This is a genomic window from Rhodoferax sp., assembly GCF_023701345.1.
GTDB lineage: Bacteria > Pseudomonadota > Gammaproteobacteria > Burkholderiales > Burkholderiaceae_C > Rhodoferax.
On the sequence record NZ_JAMPXE010000037.1, the window covers coordinates 1 to 25976 of the forward strand.

At 61.9% G+C, this 25976-nt stretch carries 25 protein-coding genes, 1 pseudogene and 1 CRISPR repeat array; of the genes and pseudogenes, 8 read left to right on the forward strand and 18 right to left on the reverse strand.

What is annotated here, in order from left to right; genetic code table 11:
- The first annotated feature begins 111 nt into the window (after positions 1-111).
- Together gcvH and gcvP are read left to right on the forward strand one after the other, a co-directional pair.
- Positions 112-486: a glycine cleavage system protein GcvH gene (gene gcvH, locus NDI87_RS07115; protein WP_296274248.1), complete on the forward strand. Its 375-nt coding sequence runs from the start codon at positions 112-114 to the stop codon at positions 484-486.
- 14 nt (positions 487-500) lie between these two features.
- Positions 501-3383, forward strand: coding sequence for an aminomethyl-transferring glycine dehydrogenase (gcvP, locus tag NDI87_RS07120; protein WP_296274251.1), 2883 nt, complete (start codon positions 501-503; stop codon positions 3381-3383).
- A 122-nt stretch (positions 3384-3505) separates the two neighbouring features.
- Here the strand turns inward: gcvP and NDI87_RS07125 are convergent, their stop codons facing one another.
- On the reverse strand, positions 3506-4720 hold the full coding sequence (locus tag NDI87_RS07125; RefSeq protein ID WP_296274253.1) for a DUF4382 domain-containing protein: 1215 nt from the start codon (positions 4718-4720) through the stop codon (positions 3506-3508).
- A gap of 398 nt (positions 4721-5118) precedes the next feature.
- Here NDI87_RS07125 and NDI87_RS07130 point away from each other — a divergent pair, with 398 nt between their 5' ends.
- Positions 5119-5946 carry a proteasome-type protease gene (locus NDI87_RS07130; protein ID WP_296274254.1) on the forward strand — a complete coding sequence of 276 codons (828 nt, stop codon included), beginning with the start codon at positions 5119-5121 and terminating at the stop codon, positions 5944-5946.
- A gap of 104 nt (positions 5947-6050) precedes the next feature.
- Here NDI87_RS07130 and NDI87_RS07135 read toward each other — a convergent pair whose 3' ends face one another.
- Both NDI87_RS07135 and NDI87_RS07140 read right to left on the reverse strand, forming a co-directional pair.
- Positions 6051-6884, reverse strand: a complete 834-nt coding sequence (locus tag NDI87_RS07135; RefSeq protein WP_296274256.1) for an undecaprenyl-diphosphate phosphatase — start codon at positions 6882-6884, stop codon at positions 6051-6053.
- A gap of 66 nt (positions 6885-6950) precedes the next feature.
- The gene (locus tag NDI87_RS07140; RefSeq protein ID WP_296274258.1) at positions 6951-7553 is read right to left on the reverse strand and encodes an isochorismatase family protein; all 603 of its coding nucleotides are present in this window, start codon (positions 7551-7553) and stop codon (positions 6951-6953) included.
- Positions 7554-7705: 152 nt separating this feature from the next.
- On the opposite strand from NDI87_RS07140, the gene NDI87_RS07145 reads away from it, so the two are divergent.
- Together NDI87_RS07145 and NDI87_RS07150 are read left to right on the forward strand one after the other, a co-directional pair.
- A complete protein-coding gene (locus tag NDI87_RS07145) occupies positions 7706-9976 on the forward strand; it encodes a xanthine dehydrogenase family protein molybdopterin-binding subunit (protein ID WP_296274259.1) in 2271 nt (756 codons plus the stop codon).
- Positions 9977-10011: 35 nt separating this feature from the next.
- Positions 10012-10467, forward strand: coding sequence for a (2Fe-2S)-binding protein (locus NDI87_RS07150; RefSeq protein WP_296274261.1), 456 nt, complete (start codon positions 10012-10014; stop codon positions 10465-10467).
- Here NDI87_RS07150 and NDI87_RS07155 read toward each other — a convergent pair.
- Positions 10464-11444, reverse strand: a complete 981-nt coding sequence (locus tag NDI87_RS07155) for an MDR family oxidoreductase (protein WP_296274264.1) — start codon at positions 11442-11444, stop codon at positions 10464-10466. The genes NDI87_RS07150 and NDI87_RS07155 overlap by 4 nt on opposite strands.
- 87 nt (positions 11445-11531) lie before the next feature.
- On the opposite strand from NDI87_RS07155, the gene NDI87_RS07160 reads away from it, so the two are divergent.
- Entirely contained in the window at positions 11532-12107 is a 576-nt protein-coding gene (locus tag NDI87_RS07160) for a C40 family peptidase (protein ID WP_296274266.1), read from the forward strand.
- Between the two features lie 2 nt (positions 12108-12109).
- Here NDI87_RS07160 and NDI87_RS07165 read toward each other — a convergent pair whose 3' ends face one another.
- The 4 genes and pseudogenes from NDI87_RS07165 to NDI87_RS07180 all read right to left on the reverse strand — a co-directional run.
- Positions 12110-12427: a hypothetical protein gene (locus NDI87_RS07165; protein WP_296274268.1), complete on the reverse strand. Its 318-nt coding sequence runs from the start codon at positions 12425-12427 to the stop codon at positions 12110-12112.
- A 41-nt stretch (positions 12428-12468) separates the two neighbouring features.
- A complete protein-coding gene (dinG, locus tag NDI87_RS07170) occupies positions 12469-14628 on the reverse strand; it encodes an ATP-dependent DNA helicase DinG (protein WP_296274270.1) in 2160 nt (719 codons plus the stop codon).
- Positions 14625-14849 carry a hypothetical protein gene (locus NDI87_RS07175; RefSeq protein ID WP_296274271.1) on the reverse strand — a complete coding sequence of 75 codons (225 nt, stop codon included), beginning with the start codon at positions 14847-14849 and terminating at the stop codon, positions 14625-14627. Before NDI87_RS07175 ends, dinG begins: the two co-directional genes overlap by 4 nt.
- A gap of 243 nt (positions 14850-15092) precedes the next feature.
- A pseudogene (locus NDI87_RS07180) lies at positions 15093-16096 on the reverse strand (IS66 family transposase); the annotation flags it as partial.
- 6 nt (positions 16097-16102) lie between these two features.
- A CRISPR array of direct repeats spans positions 16103-16251; the repeat unit is 28 nt; unit sequence TTTCTGAGCTGCCTATGCGGCAGTGAAC.
- Positions 16252-16263: 12 nt separating this feature from the next.
- Here NDI87_RS07180 and NDI87_RS07185 point away from each other — a divergent pair.
- Complete coding sequence (locus NDI87_RS07185; protein ID WP_296274273.1) at positions 16264-16545, forward strand: type I-F CRISPR-associated protein Csy1; 282 nt, start codon at positions 16264-16266, stop codon at positions 16543-16545.
- A complete protein-coding gene (locus tag NDI87_RS07190; RefSeq protein ID WP_296274275.1) occupies positions 16542-16832 on the forward strand; it encodes a recombinase family protein in 291 nt (96 codons plus the stop codon). The genes NDI87_RS07185 and NDI87_RS07190 overlap by 4 nt, the downstream gene beginning before the upstream one ends.
- Before the next feature lie 77 nt (positions 16833-16909).
- Here the strand turns inward: NDI87_RS07190 and NDI87_RS07195 are convergent, their stop codons facing one another.
- From NDI87_RS07195 to NDI87_RS07240, 10 genes are all read right to left on the reverse strand, one after another.
- The gene (locus NDI87_RS07195) at positions 16910-17653 is read right to left on the reverse strand and encodes a GntR family transcriptional regulator (protein ID WP_296274277.1); all 744 of its coding nucleotides are present in this window, start codon (positions 17651-17653) and stop codon (positions 16910-16912) included.
- Between the two features lie 32 nt (positions 17654-17685).
- Positions 17686-18348 (reverse strand): isochorismatase family cysteine hydrolase, encoded by a 663-nt coding sequence (locus tag NDI87_RS07200; RefSeq protein ID WP_296274293.1) that lies wholly within the window; start codon positions 18346-18348, stop codon positions 17686-17688.
- A 38-nt stretch (positions 18349-18386) separates the two neighbouring features.
- Complete coding sequence (locus tag NDI87_RS07205; RefSeq protein WP_296274278.1) at positions 18387-20006, reverse strand: ABC transporter ATP-binding protein; 1620 nt, start codon at positions 20004-20006, stop codon at positions 18387-18389.
- Positions 20003-20707: an isochorismatase family cysteine hydrolase gene (locus NDI87_RS07210; RefSeq protein ID WP_296274282.1), complete on the reverse strand. Its 705-nt coding sequence runs from the start codon at positions 20705-20707 to the stop codon at positions 20003-20005. The genes NDI87_RS07205 and NDI87_RS07210 overlap by 4 nt, the downstream gene beginning before the upstream one ends.
- The gene (locus NDI87_RS07215) at positions 20704-21753 is read right to left on the reverse strand and encodes a formamidase (RefSeq protein WP_296274284.1); all 1050 of its coding nucleotides are present in this window, start codon (positions 21751-21753) and stop codon (positions 20704-20706) included. Before NDI87_RS07215 ends, NDI87_RS07210 begins: the two co-directional genes overlap by 4 nt.
- A 23-nt stretch (positions 21754-21776) precedes the next feature.
- The gene (locus NDI87_RS07220) at positions 21777-22697 is read right to left on the reverse strand and encodes an ABC transporter permease (RefSeq protein WP_296274285.1); all 921 of its coding nucleotides are present in this window, start codon (positions 22695-22697) and stop codon (positions 21777-21779) included.
- Complete coding sequence (locus NDI87_RS07225; RefSeq protein WP_296274287.1) at positions 22694-23785, reverse strand: ABC transporter permease; 1092 nt, start codon at positions 23783-23785, stop codon at positions 22694-22696. The genes NDI87_RS07220 and NDI87_RS07225 overlap by 4 nt, the downstream gene beginning before the upstream one ends.
- Before the next feature lie 18 nt (positions 23786-23803).
- Positions 23804-24922, reverse strand: coding sequence for a BMP family ABC transporter substrate-binding protein (locus tag NDI87_RS07230; RefSeq protein WP_296274288.1), 1119 nt, complete (start codon positions 24920-24922; stop codon positions 23804-23806).
- 105 nt (positions 24923-25027) lie between these two features.
- A complete protein-coding gene (hpxZ, locus tag NDI87_RS07235; RefSeq protein ID WP_296274290.1) occupies positions 25028-25414 on the reverse strand; it encodes an oxalurate catabolism protein HpxZ in 387 nt (128 codons plus the stop codon).
- 1 nt (position 25415) lies between these two features.
- Positions 25416-25976: amidase family protein (locus NDI87_RS07240; RefSeq protein ID WP_296274292.1), on the reverse strand; the 561-nt coding region annotated here is incomplete at its 5' end.

Here is a 25976-nt window from a genome sequence, read left to right on the forward strand (position 1 = left end):
GCCGGTCCAAATGGAAGTGGTGGCCATGCCCTTTGTGCCGACCAACTATTTCCGCGGTTAAAGTCTTTTTTACTTCCACACTCCCATTTTTTAACTATTCAGAGCATCACCATGACTATCAAATACACCCCCGACCACGAATGGATCAAGATTGACGGCAACATCGGCACCGTTGGCATCACCCACCACGCGCAAGATGCCCTCGGCGACGTGGTGTTTGTCGATCTGCCCGAAGTGGGCAAAACCTACGCCGCCAAAGACCCTGCCGCCGTGGTTGAGTCGGTCAAGGCCGCCGCTGATGTGTACATGCCCGCCAACGGCGAGGTCACCGAGGTGAACGAAGCCCTGCGCGATGACCCTTCCCTGGCCAACTCCGACCCGCTGGGCGCGGGCTGGTTCTTCAAGATCAAACTGGCCAACCCGGCCGAGCTGGATGCCTTCATGGACGAGACCAGCTACGCCGCTTTTGCCGCTGACGCGCACTGAACAGGCCACCCACCATGACCTCCATTGCTCTTTCGCCTCTGGGCGAACTTGAAAACGCGTCTGAATTTATTGCGCGCCACATCGGCATCGATGCAGCTGACGAAGCGGTGATGCTGAAAACCGTGGCGGCTGCTTCGCGCGCTGCGCTGATTGATGACATCGTGCCACGCAGCATCGCCCGCAGCCAGCCCATGGCCATCCCCGCGCCGATTTCTGAGGCGGCCGCGCTGGCCGAACTCAAGGCCATGGCGGGCAAGAACAAGGTGTTCAAAAGCTACATCGGTCAGGGTTATTACGGCACCCACACGCCCGGCGTGATCCTGCGCAACATCCTGGAAAACCCCGCCTGGTACACCGCCTACACGCCCTACCAGGCCGAGATCAGCCAGGGCCGCATGGAGGCACTGGTCAATTTCCAGACCATGGTGATGGACCTCACCGGCATGCCCATGGCCAATGCCTCGATGCTCGACGAAGCCACCGCGGCGGCCGAGGCCATGACCATGGCCATGCGCGTCAGCAAGTCCAAATCGACCACTTTCCTGGTCGACGCCGAGGTGCTGCCGCAAACCCTGGCCGTGATCCAGACCCGCGCCGAGCCGCTGGGCATCAGTGTCAAGCTGTGCCACAACAGCGATGAATTGGCACAAGACAGCTTTGCCGTGCTGCTGCAATACCCAGGCACCAGCGGCGTAGTGCGTGATGACCGCGCCCTGATTGCTGCCATCAAGGCCAAAGGCGGCATTGTCATCATGGCGGCCGACCTGCTGGCGCTGACGCTGCTCACCGCCCCGGGCGAACTCGGTGCCGACATTGCCGTGGGCACCACGCAGCGCTTCGGCATGCCGATGGGCAATGGCGGCCCGCACGCCGCCTACATGGCCTGCCGCGACGAGCACAAGCGCACCATGCCCGGCCGCCTGGTGGGTGTCAGTGTCGACACCCACGGCAACCCGGCCTACCGGCTGGCGCTGCAAACGCGCGAACAGCACATTCGCCGCGAAAAAGCCACCTCCAACATCTGCACCGCGCAGGTGCTCCCGGCGGTAATTGCCAGCATGTACGCGGTCTACCACGGCCCCGCCGGCCTCAAGCGCATCGCGCAACGCGTGGCCACGCTGACGGCGGTGCTGGCCGCTGGCCTGAAGACTCTGGGTTTCACCCTTGCCAATGCCAGTGCCTTTGACACGATCACTGTGAGCGCGGGCGACGCCGCCGGGTCTATCGCCGCAAAAGCGGTCGCAGGCGGCATCAACCTGCGGCTGGCGTCAAGCCAAACACTGGGCGTGTCGCTCGACGAGACCACCACACGCGCCGACGTGGAACAGCTCTGGGACTTCTTTGCCAAGCCCGGCCAGACCCTGCCCCAGGTGGCTGACTTTGAACACAACACGGCCAGCCTGCTGCCCGCCGCCCTGGCGCGCAGCAGCAGTTACCTGACGCACCCGGTGTTCAACAGCCACCACTCCGAGACCGGCATGCTGCGCTACATCCGCCGCCTGTCCGATTTCGATCTGGCGCTGGACCGCACCATGATCCCGCTGGGCAGTTGCACCATGAAGCTCAACGCCACCAGCGAGATGATCCCGATCACCTGGCCCGAGTTTGCCAACGTCCACCCCTACTGCCCAGAAGACCAGCGCGCCGGTTACGCCGAGCTCGACGAACAGTTGCGCGGCTGGCTTTGCGAGGCCACCGGTTACGCCGGCATCAGCCTGCAGCCCAACGCCGGCAGCCAGGGCGAATACGCCGGCATGATGGCCATCCGCGGTTACCACGCGGCACGCGGCGAGGGCCACCGCAACATCTGCCTGATCCCGAGCAGCGCGCACGGCACCAACCCCGCCAGCGCCACCATGGTCGGCATGAAGGTGGTGGTGACCGCTTGTGACGCCAATGGCAATGTCGACATGGCCGACCTCAAGGCCAAGTGTGAACAGTACAGCGCCAACCTGGCGGCGATCATGATCACCTATCCCAGCACCCACGGCGTGTTCGAGACCAGCGTCAAGGAACTCTGCGCCCTGGTGCACAGCCACGGCGGCCGGGTCTATGTGGACGGCGCCAACATGAACGCACTGGTCGGACTGGCCGCACCCGGGGAATTCGGCGGCGACGTGAGCCACCTGAACCTGCACAAGACCTTCTGCATTCCGCACGGCGGCGGCGGTCCGGGTGTGGGCCCGGTGTGTGTGGTGGCCGACCTGGTGCCTTATCTGCCGGGCCAGGGCGTTGGCGCTGTGTCGGCTGCACCTCTGGGCAATGCGGCCGTGCTGCCGATCAGCTGGATGTACTGCCGCATGATGGGGGCCGAAGGCCTGAAGGCCGCCACCGAGGTCGCCATTTTGAGCGCCAATTACATCAGCGTGCGCCTGAAAGACCACTACCCCACGCTCTACACCAGCGTCTCTGAAGGCGGCAAACCCGGCCGCGTCGCGCACGAATGTATTCTTGATCTGCGCCCCTTGAAGGAAAGCAGCGGCGGTGTCCACGGCGTGACCGCCGAAGACGTGACCAAGCGCCTGATGGACTACGGCTTCCATGCGCCCACGCTGAGTTTTCCGGTGCCCGGCACGTTGATGGTCGAGCCCACCGAGAGCGAAACGCTCGACGAGCTTGACCGCTTCATCAATGCCATGATCGCCATCCGCGAAGAGATTGCCAAGGTTGAGCAGGGCGTCTGGCCACAAGGCAACAACCCTTTGAGCCATGCGCCGCACACGGCGGCCACGCTGCTGGGGGAAGCCTGGGACCGGCCTTATTCCAGGGAACTGGCCGCATTTCCCGTACCTACCTTGAAGCAATCCAAGTACTGGGTGCCGGTCGGCCGCATCGACAACGTTTATGGCGACCGGAATTTGTTCTGCAGCTGCGTGCCGATCGGCGTGTCAGACTGACGAACAAGGTCGTCAAGGCCTGAAAACAACAGGGCCTGACAGATCACGCCAAAGGCGTAACCGGTCAGGCCCTGATTTTTAGCCACTGGAAACAGTGAGGCTAAAAAAGATCAGGGATGGCATCACGGCACCAAGGGGGGCACCAGCACAAAAGCCTGCGTTGCATCCGCGGCAAAAATGTCTTTGCTCACCAATTGCGTCGAGTAGCCAGTGGCAGACGCAGCCACGCTGTACTTGCCGGCCAAGCCTTCTTGCATGGGAAGTGCAATCGGCAAAATGCCGGTGCCAAATTGTCCAAGCAGGGGTTCGCCAATGGGCAAGCTCAGGTTGTAGGCACCGCCATTCAATTCATCGGCGGCGACCGACTTCACCGTCACGGTGGGAGTGGTACCAAAGGTTTGCTTCGCTGCCACATAGGCCAGTTCCGTGGTACTGGCTGGATCCAACACGGCCGTGCCGCTCACCGTGCGGGTCAGTGACGTCGGCATCGTGATCCGCGTGACCGTGTTGCTCACGGGAACCACGCTGGTGGGGGTGGCAACCAACACATCGGCAATGACCGCTGTGGAGCGGCCATTGGCGGTCAGAACCACGTCGTAAGTACCCGCAGGAAGTCGCGCCAGGAAAAATTCACCGGTGGTTGTGTTAGGTGCCGTGGTCTGAACAATCACACCGTTCTGTTGCGCCGTCACCATGACGCCGCTGGGCAGCATCGCCGTATCAACAAAACCGTTGATGCCATTGAGCACAAAGGGAACGACCTTGATCACGGGTTTCAAGGCATAAACACCGTTGCCACGCAGCACGATCGACTTGCAGGCGTCAAAATCCATCAACAGATCGACACGCTGGCCAGAAAGCACATCGAACTCATTGACCAGCTTGATGCCGCTTTGCACCGCACTGGGTGTCACGAGAGGTGTCTCAATGTTGCTGCCCTCTAGCACAACAGAATTGACAATACCGTTTGCGGTGTTCGGATCCAGCACCAGACGCAGTTGCGAGTAATGTCCGGCGGCCAAAGGCGTCTCACCAAGCGACGTTATCCCACCGTTGTTCCAATCGAGCAGATTGATTTTTCGTGCCGGATTGAGGGTGATGTCGGTCCAGCCCCCATCATTCTCAGACGCTGTACTGCTTTGGTTGATACGCACCTTGGTCACGGTCACGTTCACCGCGTCAAAGCCGCAGGCGGGCGCATCGGTCAGGGACACCCCGAGCGTGCCCGGCGCACTTGCGCCGCCACCCCCGCCACAAGCGGCGACCAGGGCCGCCAGCACCGATGTCGACAACAATGCCCGTGATTTGGACCAGGAAAATTGGTTGATACTTTTCATTTCGTTCATCCTTTAAAAGTGACTCTGCAGACTGTCCACCAAAACGATGTGCAGCCGGTGTTCATGAGGCTTATGTGTCAACATGCCTCATGAACTTGCACGGTGCGCTTCAAATCGAGACTGATCTGTGCGCCAGTCCACACACTTCAGTGCACCATCCCTCACAACCCTGGGACTTGGCGCAATCACCCGAGCCCCTCAACGCGTGCTTCGCCCGGTAAAAGCAGTCTGGCACAGGTATGTGCCGACTTGCAATAGTTGACCAATACCAAATTGAAACAGCATGTATCGAAGTGGCGCCACGTGGCCGTGGCGCCGACTTCGAGAACGCCCGGACGGTGATCCCGCGCAGATTGATAACCTTTAAACTTACCTCCTTTCCTACAAACCCTGACCTCATGACATATTGCGTCGCCATCAAACTCAACGCCGGACTGGTTTTTTTGTCCGATTCCCGCACCAACGCCGGTCTGGACCAGATCAGCACCTTTCGCAAGATGATTGTTTACGAAAAGCCCGACGACCGCTTCATGGTGTTGTTGTCAGCCGGCAACCTGAGCATTTCGCAGTCGGTGCGCGAAATTTTGCAGGTGGAGAAACTCAAGGACCACGACGAGGACGAGGGCATCACGATCTGGAACGCCAAAAGCATGTTCGACGCGGCGCGCGTGCTCGGCTCGGCGATTCGCCATGTGTACGAGCGCGATGCCGCCGCGCTCAAACTGGCCGGGGTCGATTTCAACGTCTCGTTGATTTTTGGCGGCCAGATCAAGGGCGAAGGCATGCGCCTGTTCCAGGTCTACTCGGCCGGCAACTTCATTGAGGCGACACCCGAGACGCCGTATTTCCAGGTGGGTGAATCCAAATACGGCAAACCCGTGCTGGATCGCGTGATCACCCCCCACACGCCGCTGGACGAGGCGGCCAAATGCGCGCTGGTGTCAATGGACTCCACCCTCAAATCCAACCTTTCGGTCGGTTTGCCGCTGGACATGGTGGTGTACGAAGTCAATCAATTCCAGACCGACAAGGTGGTCTGCATCGACGAGCACAACCCCTACTTCAAGATGATGCACAACAGCTGGGGTGCCAAGCTGCGCGAAGTCTTTGACAGCATCGAAGACCCGATGTGGAACGGCGAGCAAACCAGCGTGCCGCTGATGCAGCCCGCCAGCCGCAGCCGGGCGCTGAAAAAAATCAGCTCGCCGCAGGAAAAGTTAATCTAATTACCTTGCACGGTCGCGAAGTTTGGTCAAAACCTGACACCCCTCTTTGTTGCGGACTTCAGTCCGCCAGGTCGACTGAAGTCGACCCTGCATAACGTAAAAAGTCAGGCGGCCCAAGTTACGCTGCCGCTCCAGGCGGTAGCCAGCACCACCAAGCCAAAAACAATGCGGTAGTAGGCAAAGCCGACAAAGCTGTGGCTGGCGATGTAGCGCAGCAGCCAGCGGATGCACAACCAGGCACTGAAAAACGACATCACCAGCCCGACGCCAAACACCGGCGCGTCGGCCCAGGACAGCAGGGCACGGTCCTTGAACAGGCTGTAGGCACCGGCGCCGATCAGCGTGGGAATGGCCAGGTAGAAGGAAAAATCGGTGGCGGCCTTGCGGCTCAGGCCGAGCAACATGCCACCAATGATGGTGGCGCCGCTGCGGCTCATGCCCGGAATCATGGCCGTGCACTGCGCCAGGCCCACCTTGAGCGCGTCCATGGCCGTCATGGCATCGACATCATGAATGCGCGTGACCGCCGGATTTTTTTCCTGGCGGCGCTCGGCCCAGATGATGATGAAACCACCAATGATGAACATGCTGGCCACCACCACGGGCGTGAACAAATGCGCCTTGATCGCCTTGCCGTAGAGCAGGCCCAAAATCACCGCAGGAAAGAACGCGATCAGCACATTGAGGGCAAAACGCTGCGCCTCCTTTTCAGAAGGCAGCGACACCACGGTGTCGCGTATTTTTTGCCAGTAGACCAGAATCACGGCAAAAATGGCGCCGGTCTGGATGGCGATGTCGAATACCTTGGCCTTCTCGTCGTCAAAACCCAGCAGGGCCCCCGCCAGAATCAGATGGCCGGTACTCGAAATAGGTAAAAACTCGGTCAACCCCTCGACCACGCCCATGATGGCGGCCTTGATCAGCAAAACAATATCCACGCAAGCTCCTAAACAAGCCGCAGATTATCGCTGCCAGCCTGGCCGCATCCAGGCAAACACCTCGCCCTATTTGATCAAGGCCTGCACCACCCTGAACTGCGGGTGCTCGGCACTGCGCAACCACTCGAACGCCACCATCTCGGTGGTCACCAACTCGGCGCCGGCGCCCGCCAGGCGGTCAAAGGCGGCGTCGCGGTTGCGCTCGGTGCGCGAGCTGCAGGCATCGGTCACCACCCAGACTTCAAACTCGTCTTCGAGCAAATGCAGCGCGGTCTGCAGCAGACACACATGGGCCTCGCAGCCGGCGATCACGATGCTGCTGCGCTCGGTGGGCGTGTTCGATGGCTTCTGCAGATGCTTGGGCAGGCTGCGCGCATTGCCCACCGGGGCCTTCACCGGCGGGCGCAGCCACTCGCCCAGGCCTTCTTCGACCCCGCTGAACTGCATCTTTGCCAGCGTGCGCTGGCACAGGGCGCGCAATTCGGGCGGATTTTCGCCGAGCTTTGACGGATTTTGCTCGGTGCCCCACACCGGCACTTGCAGCAATTGGGCCGCTTGCGCCAGCCGCACGGCATTGGCCAGCACCAGCGGGGCTTCAAAAATGGCGGGCATCAAGCGGGTCTGGTAATCGACCAGCACCAGTTGGGAGAGTTCGGCTTCAAGCAGCATGGCGGGCTTTCAAAAATTTAAAACAGGGCATGCCCGGATTAAACCGCAGCTTTGAAGTCATGGGTTGCCGCGCTTCGCGATGACGGACTTGGTCCAGTATCCATATTCGGTTCGCGGTAGCATGGCAACTTCGATCAACATGAAGTTCATCCATGGTCACACGTAGAAGCTGGTTGCTCGGTACGGTCGCCACCACTGGCGCCCTGGTGGTGGGCTGGTCGCTGATGCCGGTGCGCCAACGCCTGACGGGCGCGCAGCCGCTGTCCACCGGACCGGGGCAAAACGCGCTCAACGGCTGGGTAAAGATTGGCGTGGACAACAGCGTCACGGTGATGATGTCCAAGTCGGAGATGGGGCAAGGCGTGCACACCGGCCTGGCCATGCTGCTGGCCGAAGAGCTTGATGCCGACTGGGCCCAGGTGCGGGTGGAGCACGCGCCGATTGACGCCATCTACAACAACCTCAGCGCCCTGGTCGATGGCCTGCCGTTTCACCCGGATGACGACAGCGCGCTCAAGGCCACCGCGCAGTGGCTCACCGCCAAGCTGATGCGCGAGTTCGGCGTGATGATGACCGGCGGGTCGTCGAGCATCAAGGATCTCTGGCTGCCCATGCGCGAAGCCGGCGCCTCGGCCCGCGCCATGCTGATCGAGGCTGCCTCCCGCCAATGGCAATTGCCAGCGACCGAATGCACGGCATCGCTTGGGCGCGTGACGCACATGGGTGGCCAATCCGCCAGTTTTGGTGAACTGGCCCAGGCCGCCAGCCAGTTGCCCCTGCCAGAAGCCCCCCAGCTCAAGAATCCGGCCCAATTCACCCTGATCGGTAACCCCAGGCGCCGCCTGGAAGCCGCACCCAAGCTCGACGGCTCGGCCATCTTTGGCATGGATGTGCTGCCGCCCGGCCTGCTGTACGCCAGCGTCACCATGTGCCCCACGCTGGGCGGTCGCGTGGCCAGTTTTCAGGCCGATGCGGCGGCCAAACTGCCCGGCGTGCGCCAGGTGCTCAAGGTCGATGGCTACAACGGTGGTACCGGCGGCGTCGCCGTGGTGGCGGACACCCCGTACCACGCCAGCCAGGCGCTGGCGCAAGTAAGCATCGAGTGGCACCACGGCTCCAACGCCACGCTCGACAGCGCCGATGTGCTGGTGCAACTGACGCAAACGCTGGACCGCGAGGACGGCTGGGCCTATTACAAACATGGCGATGTCAGCACCGCCCTGGCCTCGGCCAGCAAGACCGTCACCGCCGACTACCAGGTGCCCTACCTTGCCCACACACCCATGGAGCCGATGAACTGCACGGTGCAATTCAAGGACGGCGCCGCCACCGTCTGGGCGTCGACCCAGGTGCCCGGCCTGGCGCGCGCCGCCGCAGCCAAGGCGCTGGGCTTCGCCAGCGACAAGGTGACTGTGCAGGTGCAATTTCTCGGCGGTGGTTTTGGCCGCCGGCTGGACGTCGACTTCATCGGCCAGGCCGCTGCCATCGCCAAAGTGGCCGGTGGTGCGCCGGTGCAAACCTTCTGGAGCCGCGAGCAGGACATCACGCACGACTTTTACCGCCCAGCCTGTGTCTCGCGCTTTGTGGCGGGGCTCGATGCCAAGGGCGCACTCACCGCCTGGAAAAATACCTCGGTCAGCCAGGCCATCGTGCCGCAGGTATTGAAGCGCCTGTTCAATCTGCCATCTGCCGGACCTGACAAAACCACGGCCGAGGGCGCCTTTGACCAACCCTACGAGTGGCCCAACGCGCGCATTGCCCATGAGATGGTGGCGCTGGGCGTGCCGGTCGGCTTTTGGCGCTCGGTGGGGCACTCGCACCAGGCGTTCTTCAAGGAATGTTTCATGGACGAAGTGGCGCTGGCTGCCGGCCAGGACCCGGTGGCTTTTCGGGCCGCCCTGCTCCAGCGGCACCCCCGCCCTCTCAAGGTCTTGCAGCAGGTCGCGACCATGTCAGGCTGGGGCCAGGCTTTCAACCCGGCGCCAGGCGCCTTGCCGCGCGCCCGCGGTGTGGCGCTGCACCAGTCCTTTGGCTCGGTGGTGGCGCAGGTGGCCGAGGTGTCGGTGGATGCCGACCAGAAAATACGGGTGCACAAGGTCTGGTGCGTGATCGACTGCGGCTTTGCCGTCAACCCCAACCTGATCCGGCAACAACTCGATAGCGCCATCGTGTTTGGCCTGTCGGCAGCACTTGGCGGTGAAATTACCATCGTGAACGGTCAGGTGCAGCAAAGCAATTTTCACGATTACCCCATGTTGCGCATGGGCGAATGCCCGGTCATCGAGAGCCACATCATGGCCAGCACCGAGCCACCCGAAGGCGTCGGCGAACCCGGCACGCCACCGATTGCACCCGCCGTGGCCAACGCCGTGTTTGCCCTGACCGGAAAGCGCCTGCGCGCCCTGCCCCTCAAGCTGGCCTGAGGCTGCGCCACAGCCCGCCATCCAGGAATCACACCATGACTACCGCCCTCAGACTCAACGGCAAAACCATCGACGTCGCAGCCGAACCCGAGACCCCGCTGCTGTGGGTGTTGCGCGGTGAACTGCACTACAACGGCACCAAATTTGGCTGCGGCATGGCGCTGTGCGGCACCTGCACGGTGCATCTGGATGGCGAACCGGTGCGCGCCTGTGTGACGCCACTGGCCGCCGTGGGCACGCGTGAAGTCACCACCATCGAAGGCCTGCACGGACCCGAAGCCGACGCCTTGCGCCAGGCCTGGCTCGATCTGGACGTGGTGCAGTGCGGCTACTGCCAAAGCGGCCAGCTCATGAGCGCGACCGCCTTGCTCACAACCAATCCCCACCCGAGTGACGCGGACATTGACAGCGCCATGAGCGGCAACCTGTGTCGCTGTGGCACCTACCCGCGGGTCCGCGCCGCGATTCACCAGGCGGCCAAATCACGCTAGGCGGCGAGCCGCACCACCACGCGGCCACGCACCTTGCCGTCCATCAGGGCTTGCGCGCTGGCAATCGCGGCTTCCAACGGCACCTCTTGCACCATGGTCTCCAGCAGCGCGGGATCCAGGTCCCGCGCCAGCCGATCCCAGGCGCGCTGGCGTTTGACCAGAGGTGCCATGACCGAGTCAACCCCCACCAAAGTCACGCCGCGCAAGATGAACGGCATGACCGTGGTTGGTAAGTCCATGCCTTGGGCCAAACCAAAGGCCGCCACCACACCACCATAGCGCGTTTGTGCCAGCGCATTGGCCAACGTGTGCGAACCGACGGCATCCACCACCCCCGCCCAGCGCTCCTTTTGAAACGGTTTGCCGGGTGCCGACAACGCGGCCCGATCCAGGATGCTGCTGGCGCCCAAAGTCTTCAAATAGGACGCTTCGCTGGCCTTGCCGGTGGCAGCCACCACGGTGTAGCCCAGTCCGGTCAGCAAAGCTATCGCGACGCTGCCGACACCCCCAGTGGCACCAGTCACCAACACTTCGCCCTCGCCCGGTTTGACGCCATGGTCTTCCAGCGCCAGCACACACAGCATGGCGGTGTAGCCGGCTGTGCCAATCGCCATGGCCTGACGCGCTGTAAATGCGCGGGGCAGCTTGACCAGCCAGTCGCCCTTGAGTCTGGCTTTTTCAGCCAGACAACCCCAATGCGTTTCACCCACACCCCAACCGTTATGCACAAAGGTATCGCCTGCGTGCCAATCAGGATGACTCGATTCAAGCACCGTGCCGGCACCGTCAATGCCAGCCACCATCGGCCACTGCCGCACCACCGGGCTTTTGTTGGTGATGGCCAGGCCGTCCTTGAAATTAAGAGTGGAATAGGCCACCGCCACGGTCACATCACCCGGTGGCAAGCAGGCTTCATCCACTTGCGTCACGCTGGCCTTGAAGCCAGCCGTGTTTTCCAACAACAATGCCTTGAACATAAAAATCCTTGAATTAGCTAACAAATCAATGGTTTAGATGATGTTTTCTCGAATTTTTAAACAGAAAAATGTGAGTACACTACGTCCATGCGAATCCACGCCCTTTTGTCATCCTTGCTACTGGCCACCAGCGTGCACGCCGCCCCGGCCATGGCACCCGATGACCTGGGCCACTTTCTGGATGATAAAGGCTTGTTGTCCCAAATGAGCCAGATGCGCCAAAGTGTGACCAACAAGGCCTCCGACTTGGTGGTCAACGCGTTGGGGTTTTTGGGCGTGCCTTACCGCATGGGCGGCAACAGTGTGGAAACCGGTTTCGACTGCAGTGGTTTCGTCAAGGCCATGTACGAGCAAACTGTGGGGCTGATCCTGCCACGCAAGGCCGAACAGCAAGCCGCGGCCACCCAGCAAATTGACCGCTCTGAACTGCAACCGGGTGATCTGGTGTTCTTTAACACCTTGCGCCGCGCCTTCAGCCATGTTGGCATTTACATTGGTGATGGCAAATTCATCCATTCACCCAAACCTGGCGCGCAGGTCCGGGTAGAAAACATGGGCATTTCCTATTGGAGCCATCGCTTTGATGGCGCACGACGTGTCACACCCTCGGAGACCGTCAACAATCTTTCAAGCGCAGCCACGGCAGATGCCGGCTTGCGCTGAAATCAGGGTCGTTTTTCCCTGACGTCGCTGACATCCGTGACGTCGGTCACCTCGGCATCAATCACGTCCATCGGCGCTTTGCCCCGGCTGCTGCCAGGCGTTGTGGCACGGTAAGCCTTTTGCCACAGGTCGGCCCGGTGCATCTTGAAGACCCAGGGCTGCACCGGCTGGCCGGTCAGTTTGGCCCACAAGCCCCGCAGAAGCCAGAGCACCAGCACCAGCCCGGCGGCAAACACCAAACTGGCCAAAAATATCAACGCAGCCAGCAACAAACCCAGACGCAAGACCAAGCTGGTCAATTGTTTCAAAAAATTATTCACCCATCAATTCCTTCAATGCAATCCATGCTGTCATCATCTCATTAAAGCGCTGACAGCGCCCCGTGCACGCGCCGGGATACCGCATAAGGCGGCAGGCCTTGCAGCATGCGCCGGCCATAAGCCATGCTCAGCAGACGCTTGTCGTAACAAATCACCCGGGCCTGATCGGTCTCGGAGCGAATCGCCCGCCCGGTCCACTGCAGCAGCTTGATGCCGGTGGCCGGCACCACCAGTTCCGAGAACGGGTCGCGCCCGGCTCGCTTGAGCCACTCGGCACGCGCTTCTTCGACCGGGTCCGAGGGCGGGCTGAACGGCAGCTTGGCAATGAACACGGTCTCGCACAGCAAGCCCGGCAAATCCAGCCCCTCGCCAAACGACTGCAGCCCAAAAATGACCGAGGCGCGCCCTGACTCCACCCGCGCCTGGTGGATGCCCAGCAAACGACCGCGCGCCATTTGCCCCTGCACCAGCACAAGTTCCAGCAAACTCGCGTCCAGTGCACTCACCGCCGCCTGCATTTGCACGCGCGAGGTAAACAGCACCAGGGCGCCATGCGCTACCTCGCGCAGGTCAAGCAGCAAGGCAGCCACCATCTGGGTAGTGTAGAGGTCCACCTGTTTCGGGTCGGCTGCGGTGTCGGCCACGATCAACTGGCCCTGGGATCGGTAATCAAACGGACTCTCAACCGCCAGCGTACTCACCTGCGGCAAACCGGCCAACCCGGTTTCGCCCAGAAAAAAGTCAAAACTGCCGCAGGTGGTGAGCGACGCCGAGGTCACCACGGCACCGCGCACCTGTTGCCACAGGTGTCGGCGCAGCAAATCGCCGGGCACGATCGGACAGGCGTGCGCACTGATGGACACCAGGCCGGAGCTGGTGTCCGACTTGAGCCACTTGGCCAGCGGCGGCTCATCGCTGCACAGCCACTGCGCACTGGTGGCCACCACGCTGTTGAGCTTGGGCGCCATCTGGCCCAGCCTGGCGTATTGCACCGAGCAATTGGCGGCCTGGGCCGTGTCTTCCTTGGCACGCGCCTTGAGCTCGGCACCCAGAGCCTCCAGCGCATCTGACAAAGCCGAGGCATGGCCATGGATGAGTTTGAAGGGTTCCAGCATGGCCTCGGGCACGATGCCATCCCTGAAACGGTACACCGTGTCATAGCCGGCTGACAGACCGCGTACCAATTCCAGCGCCAGTCGGCCCGCCTCCAGCAGCGCGGTCTTGAGCTGTTGCGCCAACGTGGTGACGTCCTGCACCTGCACAAACCCCATGTTGTCGGCCACGTCGATCAGGATCTTGGGCAACTTGTCGAGCCAGCGCAGGCCGGTCAGGTCCATGGCGCTGGAAAACTGGTCCAGCGCCACCGCCGGCAGATGGTGCCCTTCGTCGAACACCACCAGGCAGTTGTTCAGATCCGGCAGCGCCTTCATTCCCAGCGAGGCCAGCACCAGGTCATGGTTGGCCACAATCACCTGCGCCTGCGCCAGTTGCATGCGGGCCTGGTAATAACTGCAGCTTGAAAAACGCGGACAATGGCGCGCCGTGCAGGTGTGGCGCTCGGCGGCCACCGTGGACCAGTCGCGCGCCTCGGGCTGCTCGGCCAGGTTGTCACGGTCACCATCCCACTTGCCTGCGGCCAGGGCCGATGCCAGCGTGTCATACAAGGCCACGCGCCGCTCCAAGGGATCCTGCCACACCGCGCCCCGGGTGGGCTGGGTCGCGCTGGTTTGTGACGTGGCGCTGGCTTCGTCGTCGCCATCAAACAATTCTGTCGCATCTTCCCCAACGTGACCGACCAGGCGCTCCAGCTTGAGCTTGCAGACATAGCGGCCACGGCCTTTGGCCAGGGCATAGACAAATGGTGTGTCGAGTACGGCTGCCAGCGCCGGCAGGTCTTTGGTCATCAGCTGTTCTTGCAGCGCCACGGTGGCGGTGGACACCACCACCCGCGTTTTGCGCGCCAGTGCCAGCGCCACGGTGGTCGACAAATAGGCGGCCGACTTGCCGACGCCGGTACCCGCCTGAATCACGGTGACCGCGCTCTGCGGCTTGTCCTGGTCGCCCAGGGTCACGCTGTGCAGGCTGCTGGCGATGCGCTGCGCCATTTCGCGCTGACCAGGGCGCGCGCGAAACTCCGGCGTGGCAGCGACCATCTGGTCAAATGCCGCCATGGCCAGCGCGCTCAAATCAGGATCATTCAATCAAGCACCCGCAAGAACACATTGAACGTTGACGCAAGAGGCATCCCGGAAAATAAAAAAGGATTGAAAAGCAAGTGCTTTTCAATCCTGTGAAAGCGCTCTAAAGATAGGCTGTAAGCCGCATGAATGCCATGTTTTACTTTTGAAAATGTCATTTCGTTCCCCGCTCTTGCCTTCGATACCCGACAAACCAGCCCGATTTCAGGCACGGTGATGGCCAAAAGTATTTTTCATGCCGTGGCTGATTTGCTACGCCGCCAGATTAATCAGGGCAATGCATTGTCGCCTCGCGTGCGTGCAAAAACTTGATTGCTGGCGCTTTTCCGTAAATGGATTGAAGAAATTGATAAAGCGCGTAATAGTTGTTGCACAAGCGGCACTGGTTGCAGGTTTTTTCTGAGCTGCCTATGCGTAAGCGCGCAGTGAACCCATCTTGACCACAGCGCAGCGGCTGTGGCTGGGAATCAAAGAGCTTGACTTTGTGGCTGCCAGCGGTGCGGCAACAACTCATGAATCTGACTGGCCCGTTGCATTGGCAAGCGCGTCAGGACATCCTTGAGATAGGCAAACGGATCATGCCCATTGAGTTTGGCACTCTGGATCAGACTCATCACCGCAGCACCACGCTTGCCCGCACGCAGTGAACCGGCGAACAGCCAGTTGTTGCGACCGATGGCAACCGGACGAATCTGGTTCTCGATATGGTTGTTGTCCACCGGTAGCTGACCGTCACTGAGGAAACGCGTGAGTGCACCCCAGCGACGCAGGCTGTAGTCCAGCGCTTTGGCCGTAGCCGTTCCATCGGTGACCTTCTGCCGGCTCAGGACCATCCACTGGTGCAAGGCATCAAGCAGTGGTTTGGATTGCTCCTGGCGGATTCGCTTTCGCTCATCGGGAGGCAGTTCTTTGATTTCGCGCTCAATGTCGTAAATCCTGCCAATCTGCTCCAGCGCACTGTGTGCGATCTGGCTCTTGTTGCTGGCATGCAGATCAAAGAACTTGCGCCGTGCGTGCGCCATGCAGCCCACCTCCGTGATGGCCGCACCAAAGCTGGCTTTGTAACCACTGAAGTCGTCACAAACCAGGCTGCCGCGCCAGTCACCCAGAAACACCTTGGCGTCCTCACCAGAGCGGGATTCGCAGAAGTCATAGACCACCGCCCTGGTGTCCTCAAAGGCACCCGCAGCGTAAGCCCACAGGTAGGCCCGGTGGGTTTTGCCGTTGCCGGGCTTGAGCATCTGCACCGGAGTCTCATCGGCATGAATGACACTGTGCAGCAGGATGTCGGCCTTCAGTGCATCAACCAGGGGTTGCAATTGCACACCACAGCTGCCCACCCAGGCACCCAGCGTGGAGCGGGCAATGGCCAAACCGGCACGCCAAAAATGGCCTCCTGGCGGTACAGCGGCAGATGGTCGGCAAACTTGGCCACCAGCACCTGGGCCAGCAGACCTGTGGTTGGGATGCCAGTGACTTTCTGAGCTGCCTATGCGGCAGTGAACGCCAACGGTGCAGACACCAATGACGCCAACGTTTTCTGAGCTGCCTATGCGGCAGTGAACGACGTGACTGACGTGCAGCCGAAGCGCGAGCTTTTCTGAGCTGCCTATGCGGCAGTGAACTGTGGCGTTAACCGTGTTGCGGGCGGTGATCACTGATTTTCTTGCTGCGCGCTACAAGGACAAACTTGAAGCCGTGAAAGAAGATGTCAACGATCCCGATGCCGCCAACCAACAACGTGAAAAACTGCGACAGCAATTCATCCCCGCAACCTGGCTGGAAGATGCCGCCCGGCGTGCCGCACAAATTCAGGCGGTGACGCATTCGCTCAAGCCGGTGCACCCGGATGCCAAAGGTACCTACACCAGCAAGGAATCAACACCACGACACCGGCAGGCAAGGCGCTCTTTGGAATGATGGGCGTCTTTGCAGAGTTCGAGCGCGGAATGATTCAGGAGCGGGTTAGATCCGGCATGGCGCGGGCCAAGGCCAAGGGCACGAAGTCCGGCAATGACATTGGGCGCCCTGCTGTCTCGACAGAAATTGAAAACCGTATCCTGCACCTGAGATCGCAGGGCTTGGGGATGCTCAAGATTGCAGCGCAGGCTGGCTGCGGAGTATCGGTTGTGCAAAGAGTAATGGCAGCACAATCGAACATGAAGACTGCCGACTTGATGACTGCGGCTGCGTGGGAAGACGTTTAAGGGCTCGTCACCAGCAAACGGGCGTGAGAGCGTCTCGAATCACCTTGCAAACATGAAGTCAGCAACTTCGACTTTCCTTAGCACCTTGCATCTTGGCGCGCCATGTGAAACTGGTGGATCGTGATTTTTTTCACCTCGGCCTGGCTGGTCTCAATGTGGGCGCGCAGCAGCATGACCGCCTGGTCGCTGCGCTTGGCACGAATGGCGGCAAGAATTTTGCCGTGCTCCTCGTAGGTGGCGTCAATGCGGGCCTGCTGGGTAAAGTCCAGCCGACGGATGATACGGATGCGCTCGGTCACCTCGCGGTGCACCCGGGCCATTTCGGGATTGCCCGCCGCAGCCACCAGCGCGCAGTGAAAGTCTTCGTCCCACTGGCTGACCTGCTGGGTGTCTTTGCTCCTTTGTTCCGGCGGTACCAGCCACAATGCCGTCAACGCATCGATCAGTGCGCGGTTCACCGGTTTGGGGCTGCGCAAACTCTCCTCACACAGGCGCTGGGCCGCCGTGGTTTCCAGCACCATGCGCAAGTCGTACAGTTGCTCAAATTTCGCAAAGTCAAACGGCAACACGCGCCAGCCGCTGCGAAACGAAACCTCGACATAACCTTCCTGTTGCAGCCGGGTCAGCGCCTGGCGCACCGGCGTGCGCGAGACCTTGAGTTGCTCCGTAACGGAATTCTCGGTAAAACGGTCTCCAGGAACCAGTTTGAAATTGGCGATGTCACGCTTGAGCGCTTCGTAAACCTCGTCAGCGCGGGATCGGCGCAGCACCGTTTTTTCCAAGGAACTGTGCGGCGTGGATTTGGATTTTTCGGTTTGCATTGGAAAGACTGTAGCAGCGTTCCCGGTGCTCGTTAGCGTGCCAGGGCCGCCAGCAGCAGCGCGCTGGGCGCCGTCCAGCCCACAATGCCGCCCTGCGCATGGGTCATCTCCAGGGTGGCTGCCTTGAACTGGGGAAAGTAGCTCTCGGTACAGTCCACCAGCAGCAGGCTGTCATAACCTCGGTCATTGGCCTCGCGCATGGAGGTTTGCACGCAGACCTCGGTGGTCACCCCCATGAAAACAAGGTGGGTGATGTTCGCCTGACCCAGCAGCGTGTGCAGCGGCGTGGCGTAGAAAGCGCCTTTGCCGGGCTTGTCGATCACGATTTCACCGGGGTGCGGCGCCAGCTCGGCAATGATCTGGTTGCCGGGTTCACCCGCCACCAGAATCCGCCCCATGGGGCCGATGTCACCAATGCGCAATGTTGGGTTGCCCCGGTTGCGCTTGGCCGGCGGGCAGTCGGACAGGTCGGCATGGTGCGCCTCGCGCGTGTGCACCACCAGCCCCCCCGCATTACGCCACGCTGTCAGCACGGCCTCGCAGGCTGGCACGATGGCCGAGAGCAGCGAGACATCGTTACCCAGGGTCTCGCCAAAACCGCCGGGTTCGATGAAATCGCGCTGCATGTCAATGATAACCAAGGCCGTGCTGGCCAGGTCGCAGCAAAAGTCAAAGGGCCGGCCCGCCAGCGTCATGGGGCGGCTGGCCGGAGTGCGCGCTGGGGTGGACGGGGTCATGCTGCGGCTCTTTCTTGCGGTAGGGTGGTGAGATGGTGGGTGCCGCCGCCCATATGGGCGCCCAGCACCTTGCGGTCGGCTCCGGCAGCGCTGACTTCGAACACGATGCGGCCTTCACTCATCACGACGATGCGGTCACACAGCGCCAGCAACTCGTCCAGGTCTTCGCTGATCAGCAGCACACCGGCGCCCTGCGCGCGCACCTTGCGCAAGCGGCTGTGGATCTCATCCACCGCGGCAAAGTCCAGGCCAAACACCGGATTGGCGGCAATCAGCACATTGATGTCGCCCGCCAGTTCACGGGCCAGCACCGCGCGCTGCACGTTACCGCCCGACAAACTGGCAATCGGCGCGTTTTCACCCTGGGTCTTGATGCCGTATTCGGCAATCCAGGCGCGCGCCCGGTTACGCCAGGCGCCAAAACGCAGCACGCCGCCACGAGTGTTGGGTGGCTGGTCAAAGTCGCGCAGCGCCATGTTCTCGGCCACACTGAGTGCGCCCACACAGGCGTTGTGCAAGGGTTCTTCGGGCAGGCTGCGCACCTTCAATCGGTGGTTGTCGGTGCGGGTGGCCCGGTAGGACTCGCCCATGACGCTTACCTGCCCTGACAGCCGCGGGCGCTGTCCAACCAGCGCCTCCACCAGTTCACGCTGGCCATTGCCCGACACGCCGGCCACACCCAAAATTTCACCGCAGCGCACCATCAGGTCAACGCCATGCAAGGCCACGGTGCCACGGTCGCCAAGGGCACTCAACCCACTGACCTGCAGCGCCGGCACAGTACTTGAATCTACCGTGCCCTGCGTACAAGCTACCGGTGCTGGTTGCTCTTGCTGCAGCAATTCGGTGCTGGCCGCCGACTCACCCATCATGGCCTGCGCCAATAGCGCAGGGCTGGTATCGGCCACCCGGCTGTGGTGCACGGCCCGGCCTCGGCGCAGCACGGTCACGGCGTCGGCATAGGCCATGACCTCGCGAAACTTGTGCGTAATGATGATCACGGTGCACTGCCCACTGCGCGCAAAGGCGCGCACATGGCCCAGCACTTCGTCGGCCTCCTGCGGCGTCAGTACCGAGGTGGGCTCGTCCAGGATCAGCAGGCGCGGTTTCAGGTAAAGCTGCTTGAGCAACTCCAGCTTCTGTTTTTCACCCGCAGCCAGCTCAGACGGGCAGGCGTCGAGGTCGAGTTGAAACGGGGTGCTGGCCAGAAATGCGCTGAGCTCGGCGCGCTTGGCTTGCCAGTCAATTAGCAGCGGCACCCGGTCGGCCGCCAGCAGCAGATTTTCTGCCACCGTCATGCCGGGCGCCAGGGTGAAGTGCTGGTAAACCATGCCAATGCCCAACTCACGGGCCACCACCGGGTTGGCGATGTCCTGTTCACGCGCGTCAATCAGGATACTGCCTTCTTCGGCCTGCTGAAAACCCGCCACACACTTGACCAGTGTGCTTTTGCCGGCGCCGTTCTCACCCAGCAACGCATGCACGGTGCCTGGTTCCACCTTCATGCTGACCTGGTCCATAGCCGTGAAACTGCCAAACCGTTTAGTCAGTTGGTAAATTTCCAGCGCCAGCGCACCGGTGGCGGGCTTGTGCGGCGGAATCAGATCGTGGCTCATGCGCTCGTCGCTGTCGTCAGCGCTTGCAAGACCGCCTGCGAGGGGGCATGCGCGCCAAACACACCACCCTGCATGGTGACCATCTTGAGCGCCGCCAGGTGGTTGCCGAGGTCGGTGGCAGCCGTGCAGTCGGACAAAAGCAGGCACTCGAAGCCCCGGTCATTGGCATCGCGCATGGTGGTGTGCACACACACATCGGTGGTGATACCGGCCAGCATCAGGTTACAGATGCCGCGGGTGCGCAAGACCAGCTCCAGATCAGTCGCGTAAAACGAGCCCTTGCCGGGCTTGTCAATGACCACCTCGCCGGGCAGCGGGGCGAGCTCGGGGATGATGTCCCAGCCCGGCTCGCCGCGCACCAGGATGCGCCCGCAGGGGCCGAAGTCACCAATGCCCACGCCGTCGCTGCCGATCTGGCGCGAGCGCCAGCGCTTGTTGGCGGGCAGGTCCGACAAATCGGGCCGGTGGCCCTCGCGCGTGTGGATCACGGGGTAGCCCGCCGCGCGCAAGGTTTCCATGAGCACCTTGAGCGGCGCAATCGGCGCGCGCGTCAGCGTGATGTCGTAGCCCATCTTGTCGACATAACCGCCGACGCCGCAAAAGTCGGTCTGCATGTCGATGACGATGAGCGCCGTGTTGCCCGGGCGCAGGTCGCCGTCGAAAGGCCAGCCGTAGGGATCAGCGTCGATGAAGCGCGTCATTCGCTTGTCCCGATGCTGCCTGCTGCAGCCACCGCACCGGGCACCAGCGGATGCGTCTCTGGGCCCCGGTAACTGCGCGTCGGGGTAGCAAAACCGCAGGGCGTGCCGTCGGTGACTTCCACCTTCCAGGGCAACTGGTAGCGCCCGGCCGCCATGTCATGCATATAGGTATAGGGGCAATCCTGCGCCCCGCCCTGCACCGCCACATAACCCCGGTGGTAGAACTGATAGATATTGTTTTCCACGCCCCAGCCAGTGCGCGCCTCGCGCACCAGATCGGGGCGCAATTCGGCGGTGATGATCTCATCGGCCCGGCCGCCGCCCTGCACCAGCATCGTGCCATCGAAGTTGCAAAACATGCCCTCGCCCATGGAGTCGAAGCTGCCGTCGCTGCCACACATGCACACGCTGGCGGTGTAGGCCAGGTTCGTGAACGCATTGGCCTGGTTGGTGATCTGCCAGGCATGGCGAATGGGGGCGGTGTAGCCGGCGGTGCGGATGATGATTTCTGCCCCCTTGTAAGCTGCCTCGCGCGCCATTTCGGGAAACATGCCATCGTGGCAAATGATCAGCGACAGCGTGCAGCCGTTGGGGCCTTCACACACCGGCACGCCCAGGTTGCCAGGCTCCCAGGGTTCCACCGGCACCCAGGGGTGAAGCTTGCGGTAATACAGGCGGATGCTGCCGGTGTCATCGATGATGAGTCCGCTGTTGTAGGGGTTGCCGTTCGGATTGAACTCCATGATGGAGAAACAGCCCCAGATATGGTTGTCAATGCAGGCCTGCTTGAAAGCGGCCACTTCCGGGCCGTCGAGCGAGCACATGATGGCCGGGTCGGTGTCCATGCTCAGGCCGTGCAGCGCGTATTCCGGGAACACCACCAAGTCCATGGTGCCAAGGTTGCGGCGCGCTTTGGCCACCAAGGCACAGATGCGCTGCGTTTGTGCCGCCAGGTCGGCCGGTGTCTTGACCACCGGCAACTGCAGTTGCACCAGCCCCATCACCACGCCGTGTTTTGATTTGTTCAAGCCACCGAGTCCACTCATCAAATTTCTCCTCTACCGTAGGTTTACCGTGCCGCAGACAACTCGCCCGGGCTGCCCTGGGCCACGCTGCCGGGCTTGCAGGTCAGTACCAGAATCACCAACGTGAGCACATAGGGCACGGTATTGAACAGGTGGTAACCCCAGCCGATACCGACAGATTGCAATGCCGGCCCGATGGCACCGGCACCACCAAAAAGTGCGGCCGCGCCGATGCAACGCCAGGGGCTCCAGCGGGCAAAAATCACCAGCGCCACGGCAATCAGGCCCTGGCCGCTGGAGATGCCCTCATTCCAGCTGCCCGGGTAAAACAGGGTCAGCGAGGCCCCGCCCAGACCGGCCACCATGCCGCCCAGAGTGGTGGCGATCACACGAATGGTCGCCACCGAATACCCCAGGGCGCGCGCCGCATGCGCCGAGTCACCGGCCATGCGCAGCAACAAGCCATAACGCGTGTGCTTGAAAGCCCAGCCCATGACCAGCGCCAACAACAAGCCCAGCGGCAACAACATGTTGACCTGCAAGGCCGAGCGCACTGCCGGTGAATCGCTCCACAGGCCCAGCGCAATCGCGGGAATTTGCGGGGCCTGCGGCTGAATCAGCGGCTTGCCCAGGTAAAAAGCTAATCCCGTGCCCAGCATCATCAGGGCGATGCCCGTGGCCACGTCATTGACCCCCTTGAGTGAGCACAAAACGCCGTGCAGCGCCGCCAGCAAGCCACCGGCCAGTGCCCCGGCCAGCACGCCGATCCAGGGCGACCCGCTCAGGTAAGCGCCGCCAAAAGCGGCCATGGCGGAGAGCACCAGCACACCCTCCAGCCCCAGGTTGATGCGACCCGACTTTTCGGTCAGGCACTCGCCCAGGCTGACAAACAAAAAGGGCGTGCCCACGCGCAGGGCGCCGCCCACAATGCCCGAAAAAAACGCGATCCACTGGTCGGGTGTCATGACGGTTGGCCTCCTGCAGACTGCGGCGCATGCTCGGGACCAGCCGCGCGGGAAAGGAAACTCAAGCGGGCTTTCCAGTCGACGCCGCGCAAGGCTTCGCTGGCCAGAATCAGCACAAAGGCAATGCCCTGCAGCACCAGCACCGAAGCATCGGGCAAACCCAGGCGGCGCTGCAGCATGCTGCCGGCGGCGCCAAAACCACCAAACAAAATCGCCACCGGAATGATGGCAAAGGGGTGGTGCCGCGCAATGAACGACACCAAAATGCCGGCATAACCATAAAACGCGATCAGCGACACATTGGCGCTGGTGTGCACCGCCGCCACCTCCACCGCGCCGGCCAGCCCGGCAGCCGCGCCACCGAGCGCACAGGCGATCAATATCAATTTGGACGCCGGCAGGCCCACCAGTTGGGCGGCACGCGGGTTGCCACCCACCACACGTACCGAAAACCCCGACGCGGTCCAACGCATCCAGAGTGCCAGCCCCACACAGGCCAACACACCCAGCGCCAGCCCCCAATGCACATCGGAACCGGCGATGCCGCCAATTAACAAATCTTCGGGCAGGCTGTGGGTTGAGGGCTTGTTCAGGCTCGCAGGGTCGCGCAGCGGGCCTTCCACCAGATGCTTAAACAGGCCGATGGCAATGTAGGCCAGCAGCAGGCTGCTGATGGTCTCATTGATGCCGCGGTATTGGCGCAACCAGCCCGCCAACGCCACCCACAGGGCACCGGCCAGCGCGCCTGCGGCACAGATCACGGCAATGCCCACCGGCCCGCCGGGCAGGGGCAGGCTCTGGGCGGCCACCGCACAGGCCAAGCCACCCAACACCAACGCCCCCTCGCCGCCAATCACCACCAGCCCGGCGCGTGCCGGCACGGCCACACACAAGGCAGTGAGCATCAGCGGGGCTGCACGTTGCAAGGTGTTTTGCCATGAGAACCAGTCACCAAAAGCGCCCTTGAACAACAGCAGCCAGACCTCCACCGGGTTGACCCCTGAAAAACTGACAAAAACACCAAACAGCCCCAGCGCTGCGGTGATGGCCAGCAGGGGCAGTCCGATGTTATTCAGGGTGTCGCGCATGGCCGGTTACAGGGAAGTTCAGAACGAGCCGATCACGCCTTCGACCAGGTAGTTCATGCTTTCCAGTTCAATCGCCGTCTGCTTTTGTGTTTTCCCAGCGGCTATAACCACGTTGCCCTTGTTGTCCTTGATAGGCCCCTTGAAAATGTCGAAGCTGCCCGCCAGCATCTTTGCCTTGACACTTTCGGCATTCTTCTTGGCTGCGTCGGTCACCATCGACCCATACGGCGACATCTTGACGTAGCCGTCCTTGAGGCCGCCGCGCAGGAAATTGGGATGGGGTTTGCCGGACTGCGCGGCTTCGATCTGCGCCTTGTAGGCGGTGGTCCAGTTCCACTCGGCACCCGTGAGGTAGGCATTGGGGGCCAGCTTGGCCTGGCTGGCGTGGTAGCCACACACCATCTTGCCGCGTTTGGCGGCGGTCTCGACCACCACCTTGGGGCCATCCACGTGCATGGTGAACACGTCCACGCCCTGGTCGGCCAGGCTGTTGGTGGCCTCGGCCTCCTTGATGGACATCGACCACTCGCCGGTAAAAATCACGCTGCAGGTGATGCCCGGCTTGACCGAGCGCGCACCCAGCAAAAAGGCGTTGATGTTGCGCAGCACTTGCGGAATCGGCTTGGCAGCGACAAAACCGATCTTGCCGCTCTTGCTCATGTGCCCGGCGATCACGCCGTTGAGGTACTGGCATTCCTCGATGTAGCCAAAGAAACTGCCCACGTTTTTGGGGTGCTTGCCCTCGGTCCACAGGCCGCCGCAATGGGCAAAACGGACGTCGGGGTACTTGGGCGCCAGCGCCAGGATGTGCGGGTCAAAATAACCGAATGAGGTGGGAATGACCAGGGAGGCGCCGTCTTGCACGATCATGCCGGCCATGGTTTTTTGCACCGCCGCGGTCTCGGGCACGTTTTCTTCCTCGACCACTTTTACCCCCGGCATTTTCTTGATTTCTGCAGCCGCCTGGGCTTGCGCCTGGTTGTAGCCGTAGTCGTCGCGCGGGCCGACATAAATGATGCCCACCGTCAGCGGCTTTTGCGCCAGCGCCTGATGGCTCCAGGCGCCCAGTGTGCCCGCCGCGCTCAAGGCGGCCAATGATTTGAGGGAGTCGCGGCGGTTCAATTGGTTCAGGTTCATGCTCAATTCTCCGAGGGTTGGGGCAAGGGTTGGACGCATCAAGATGGTGCTTTTTCTGGCGCAAAATCTTGAATACAAGATTGGATGCAAAAACTGTGCCGAACTTCAGGGCGTGCTGGTGGTCAGCAAACTCACATGGGCCGCCACCACACGCCAGCCCTGCGGCGTGCGTATCCAGGTCTGGCTCTGGCGGCCGGTGTGCGCGCTGCCGGTGCGCTGAAACTCCAGGTTGACGGTGGCCGCATCGCGCCCGTACGTGGTGATGACGGTCCTCAAAATAGTGCGCGCCAGCCCGTGCGCCGGGCGCCCGGCCCGAAAGGCGCAAATCGCGTCATAACCGTAAAGGTTTTCAGTGGCACCATAGCGCAGCGTGTGCGGACTGTTCCAGAACAATTCGTCCAGCACGGCCACGTCGTTGCTGACCAAGGCTTGTTCATAACGATCTGAGCAGTGCGTGACTTCGGCGAGCACGTCGGGGAGGTTGATGTCCATGTCAGAACTCCACAGGTTTGAGATGCGCCACACCCGTGCTTTGCAGCACCTGGGCGGCGCGCAGCGCCAGGTCTTCGCGCCAGGGCGCCGCAATCACCTGCACGCCGATGGGCAGGCCAGCCGTGCCCGCAGGCCACAGCGGGGCGGCCACCACCGGGCAACCAGCAAAGGAAACCGGTTGCGTCAACAGCCCCAGGGAAGGGCGCGACGGGTAGCGCGTGCCGTTGATGTCGATCCACTCGGCACCAATTTCGGGCGCAGCCACCGGCGTGGCCGGCGCCAGCAGCACATCCCAATGCTGGAACAGGGCGTTGACCTTGTCGCGGTAGACCCGCCGAAAACGCTGCGCGCGCACATACCAGTGGGCGGGCGTCAAGGCACCGGCAATGAAGCGGTCCACCGACAGTGGCTCAAAATCGTCTGCCCGTGTGCGCAAGTCGTCCAGGTGCAGGCTGCCACCCTCGGCTGCCGAGATGATGAACGCAGCGGCACGGCCCAGTTCGGCGTCGGGCCAGGTCACCATATCAGTGGCACCCAAAGCCTTGGCCGCGGTCATAAGGGA

Excerpts from the sequence above, each read along its gene's own strand:
- NDI87_RS07225 (WP_296274287.1), bottom strand. The coding sequence starts at position 23,785 with ATGCGCGACACCCTGAATAACATCGGACTGCCCCTGCTGGCCATCACC.
- NDI87_RS07190 (WP_296274275.1), top strand. The coding sequence starts at position 16,542 with ATGATGGGCGTCTTTGCAGAGTTCGAGCGCGGAATGATTCAGGAGCGG.
- NDI87_RS07230 (WP_296274288.1), bottom strand. The coding sequence starts at position 24,922 with ATGAACCTGAACCAATTGAACCGCCGCGACTCCCTCAAATCATTGGCC.
- NDI87_RS07140 (WP_296274258.1), bottom strand. The coding sequence starts at position 7,553 with ATGCTGCTTGAAGCCGAACTCTCCCAACTGGTGCTGGTCGATTACCAG.
- NDI87_RS07215 (WP_296274284.1), bottom strand. The coding sequence starts at position 21,753 with ATGAGTGGACTCGGTGGCTTGAACAAATCAAAACACGGCGTGGTGATG.
- NDI87_RS07210 (WP_296274282.1), bottom strand. The coding sequence starts at position 20,707 with ATGACGCGCTTCATCGACGCTGATCCCTACGGCTGGCCTTTCGACGGC.
- hpxZ (WP_296274290.1), bottom strand. The coding sequence starts at position 25,414 with ATGGACATCAACCTCCCCGACGTGCTCGCCGAAGTCACGCACTGCTCA.
- NDI87_RS07125 (WP_296274253.1), bottom strand. The coding sequence starts at position 4,720 with ATGAAAAGTATCAACCAATTTTCCTGGTCCAAATCACGGGCATTGTTG.
- NDI87_RS07160 (WP_296274266.1), top strand. The coding sequence starts at position 11,532 with ATGCGAATCCACGCCCTTTTGTCATCCTTGCTACTGGCCACCAGCGTG.
- NDI87_RS07200 (WP_296274293.1), bottom strand. The coding sequence starts at position 18,348 with ATGACGCTGGCGGGCCGGCCCTTTGACTTTTGCTGCGACCTGGCCAGC.
- NDI87_RS07145 (WP_296274259.1), top strand. The coding sequence starts at position 7,706 with ATGGTCACACGTAGAAGCTGGTTGCTCGGTACGGTCGCCACCACTGGC.
- NDI87_RS07220 (WP_296274285.1), bottom strand. The coding sequence starts at position 22,697 with ATGACACCCGACCAGTGGATCGCGTTTTTTTCGGGCATTGTGGGCGGC.
- gcvP (WP_296274251.1), top strand. The coding sequence starts at position 501 with ATGACCTCCATTGCTCTTTCGCCTCTGGGCGAACTTGAAAACGCGTCT.
- NDI87_RS07205 (WP_296274278.1), bottom strand. The coding sequence starts at position 20,006 with ATGAGCCACGATCTGATTCCGCCGCACAAGCCCGCCACCGGTGCGCTG.
- NDI87_RS07150 (WP_296274261.1), top strand. The coding sequence starts at position 10,012 with ATGACTACCGCCCTCAGACTCAACGGCAAAACCATCGACGTCGCAGCC.
- gcvH (WP_296274248.1), top strand. The coding sequence starts at position 112 with ATGACTATCAAATACACCCCCGACCACGAATGGATCAAGATTGACGGC.
- NDI87_RS07195 (WP_296274277.1), bottom strand. The coding sequence starts at position 17,653 with ATGCAAACCGAAAAATCCAAATCCACGCCGCACAGTTCCTTGGAAAAA.
- NDI87_RS07130 (WP_296274254.1), top strand. The coding sequence starts at position 5,119 with ATGACATATTGCGTCGCCATCAAACTCAACGCCGGACTGGTTTTTTTG.
- NDI87_RS07155 (WP_296274264.1), bottom strand. The coding sequence starts at position 11,444 with ATGTTCAAGGCATTGTTGTTGGAAAACACGGCTGGCTTCAAGGCCAGC.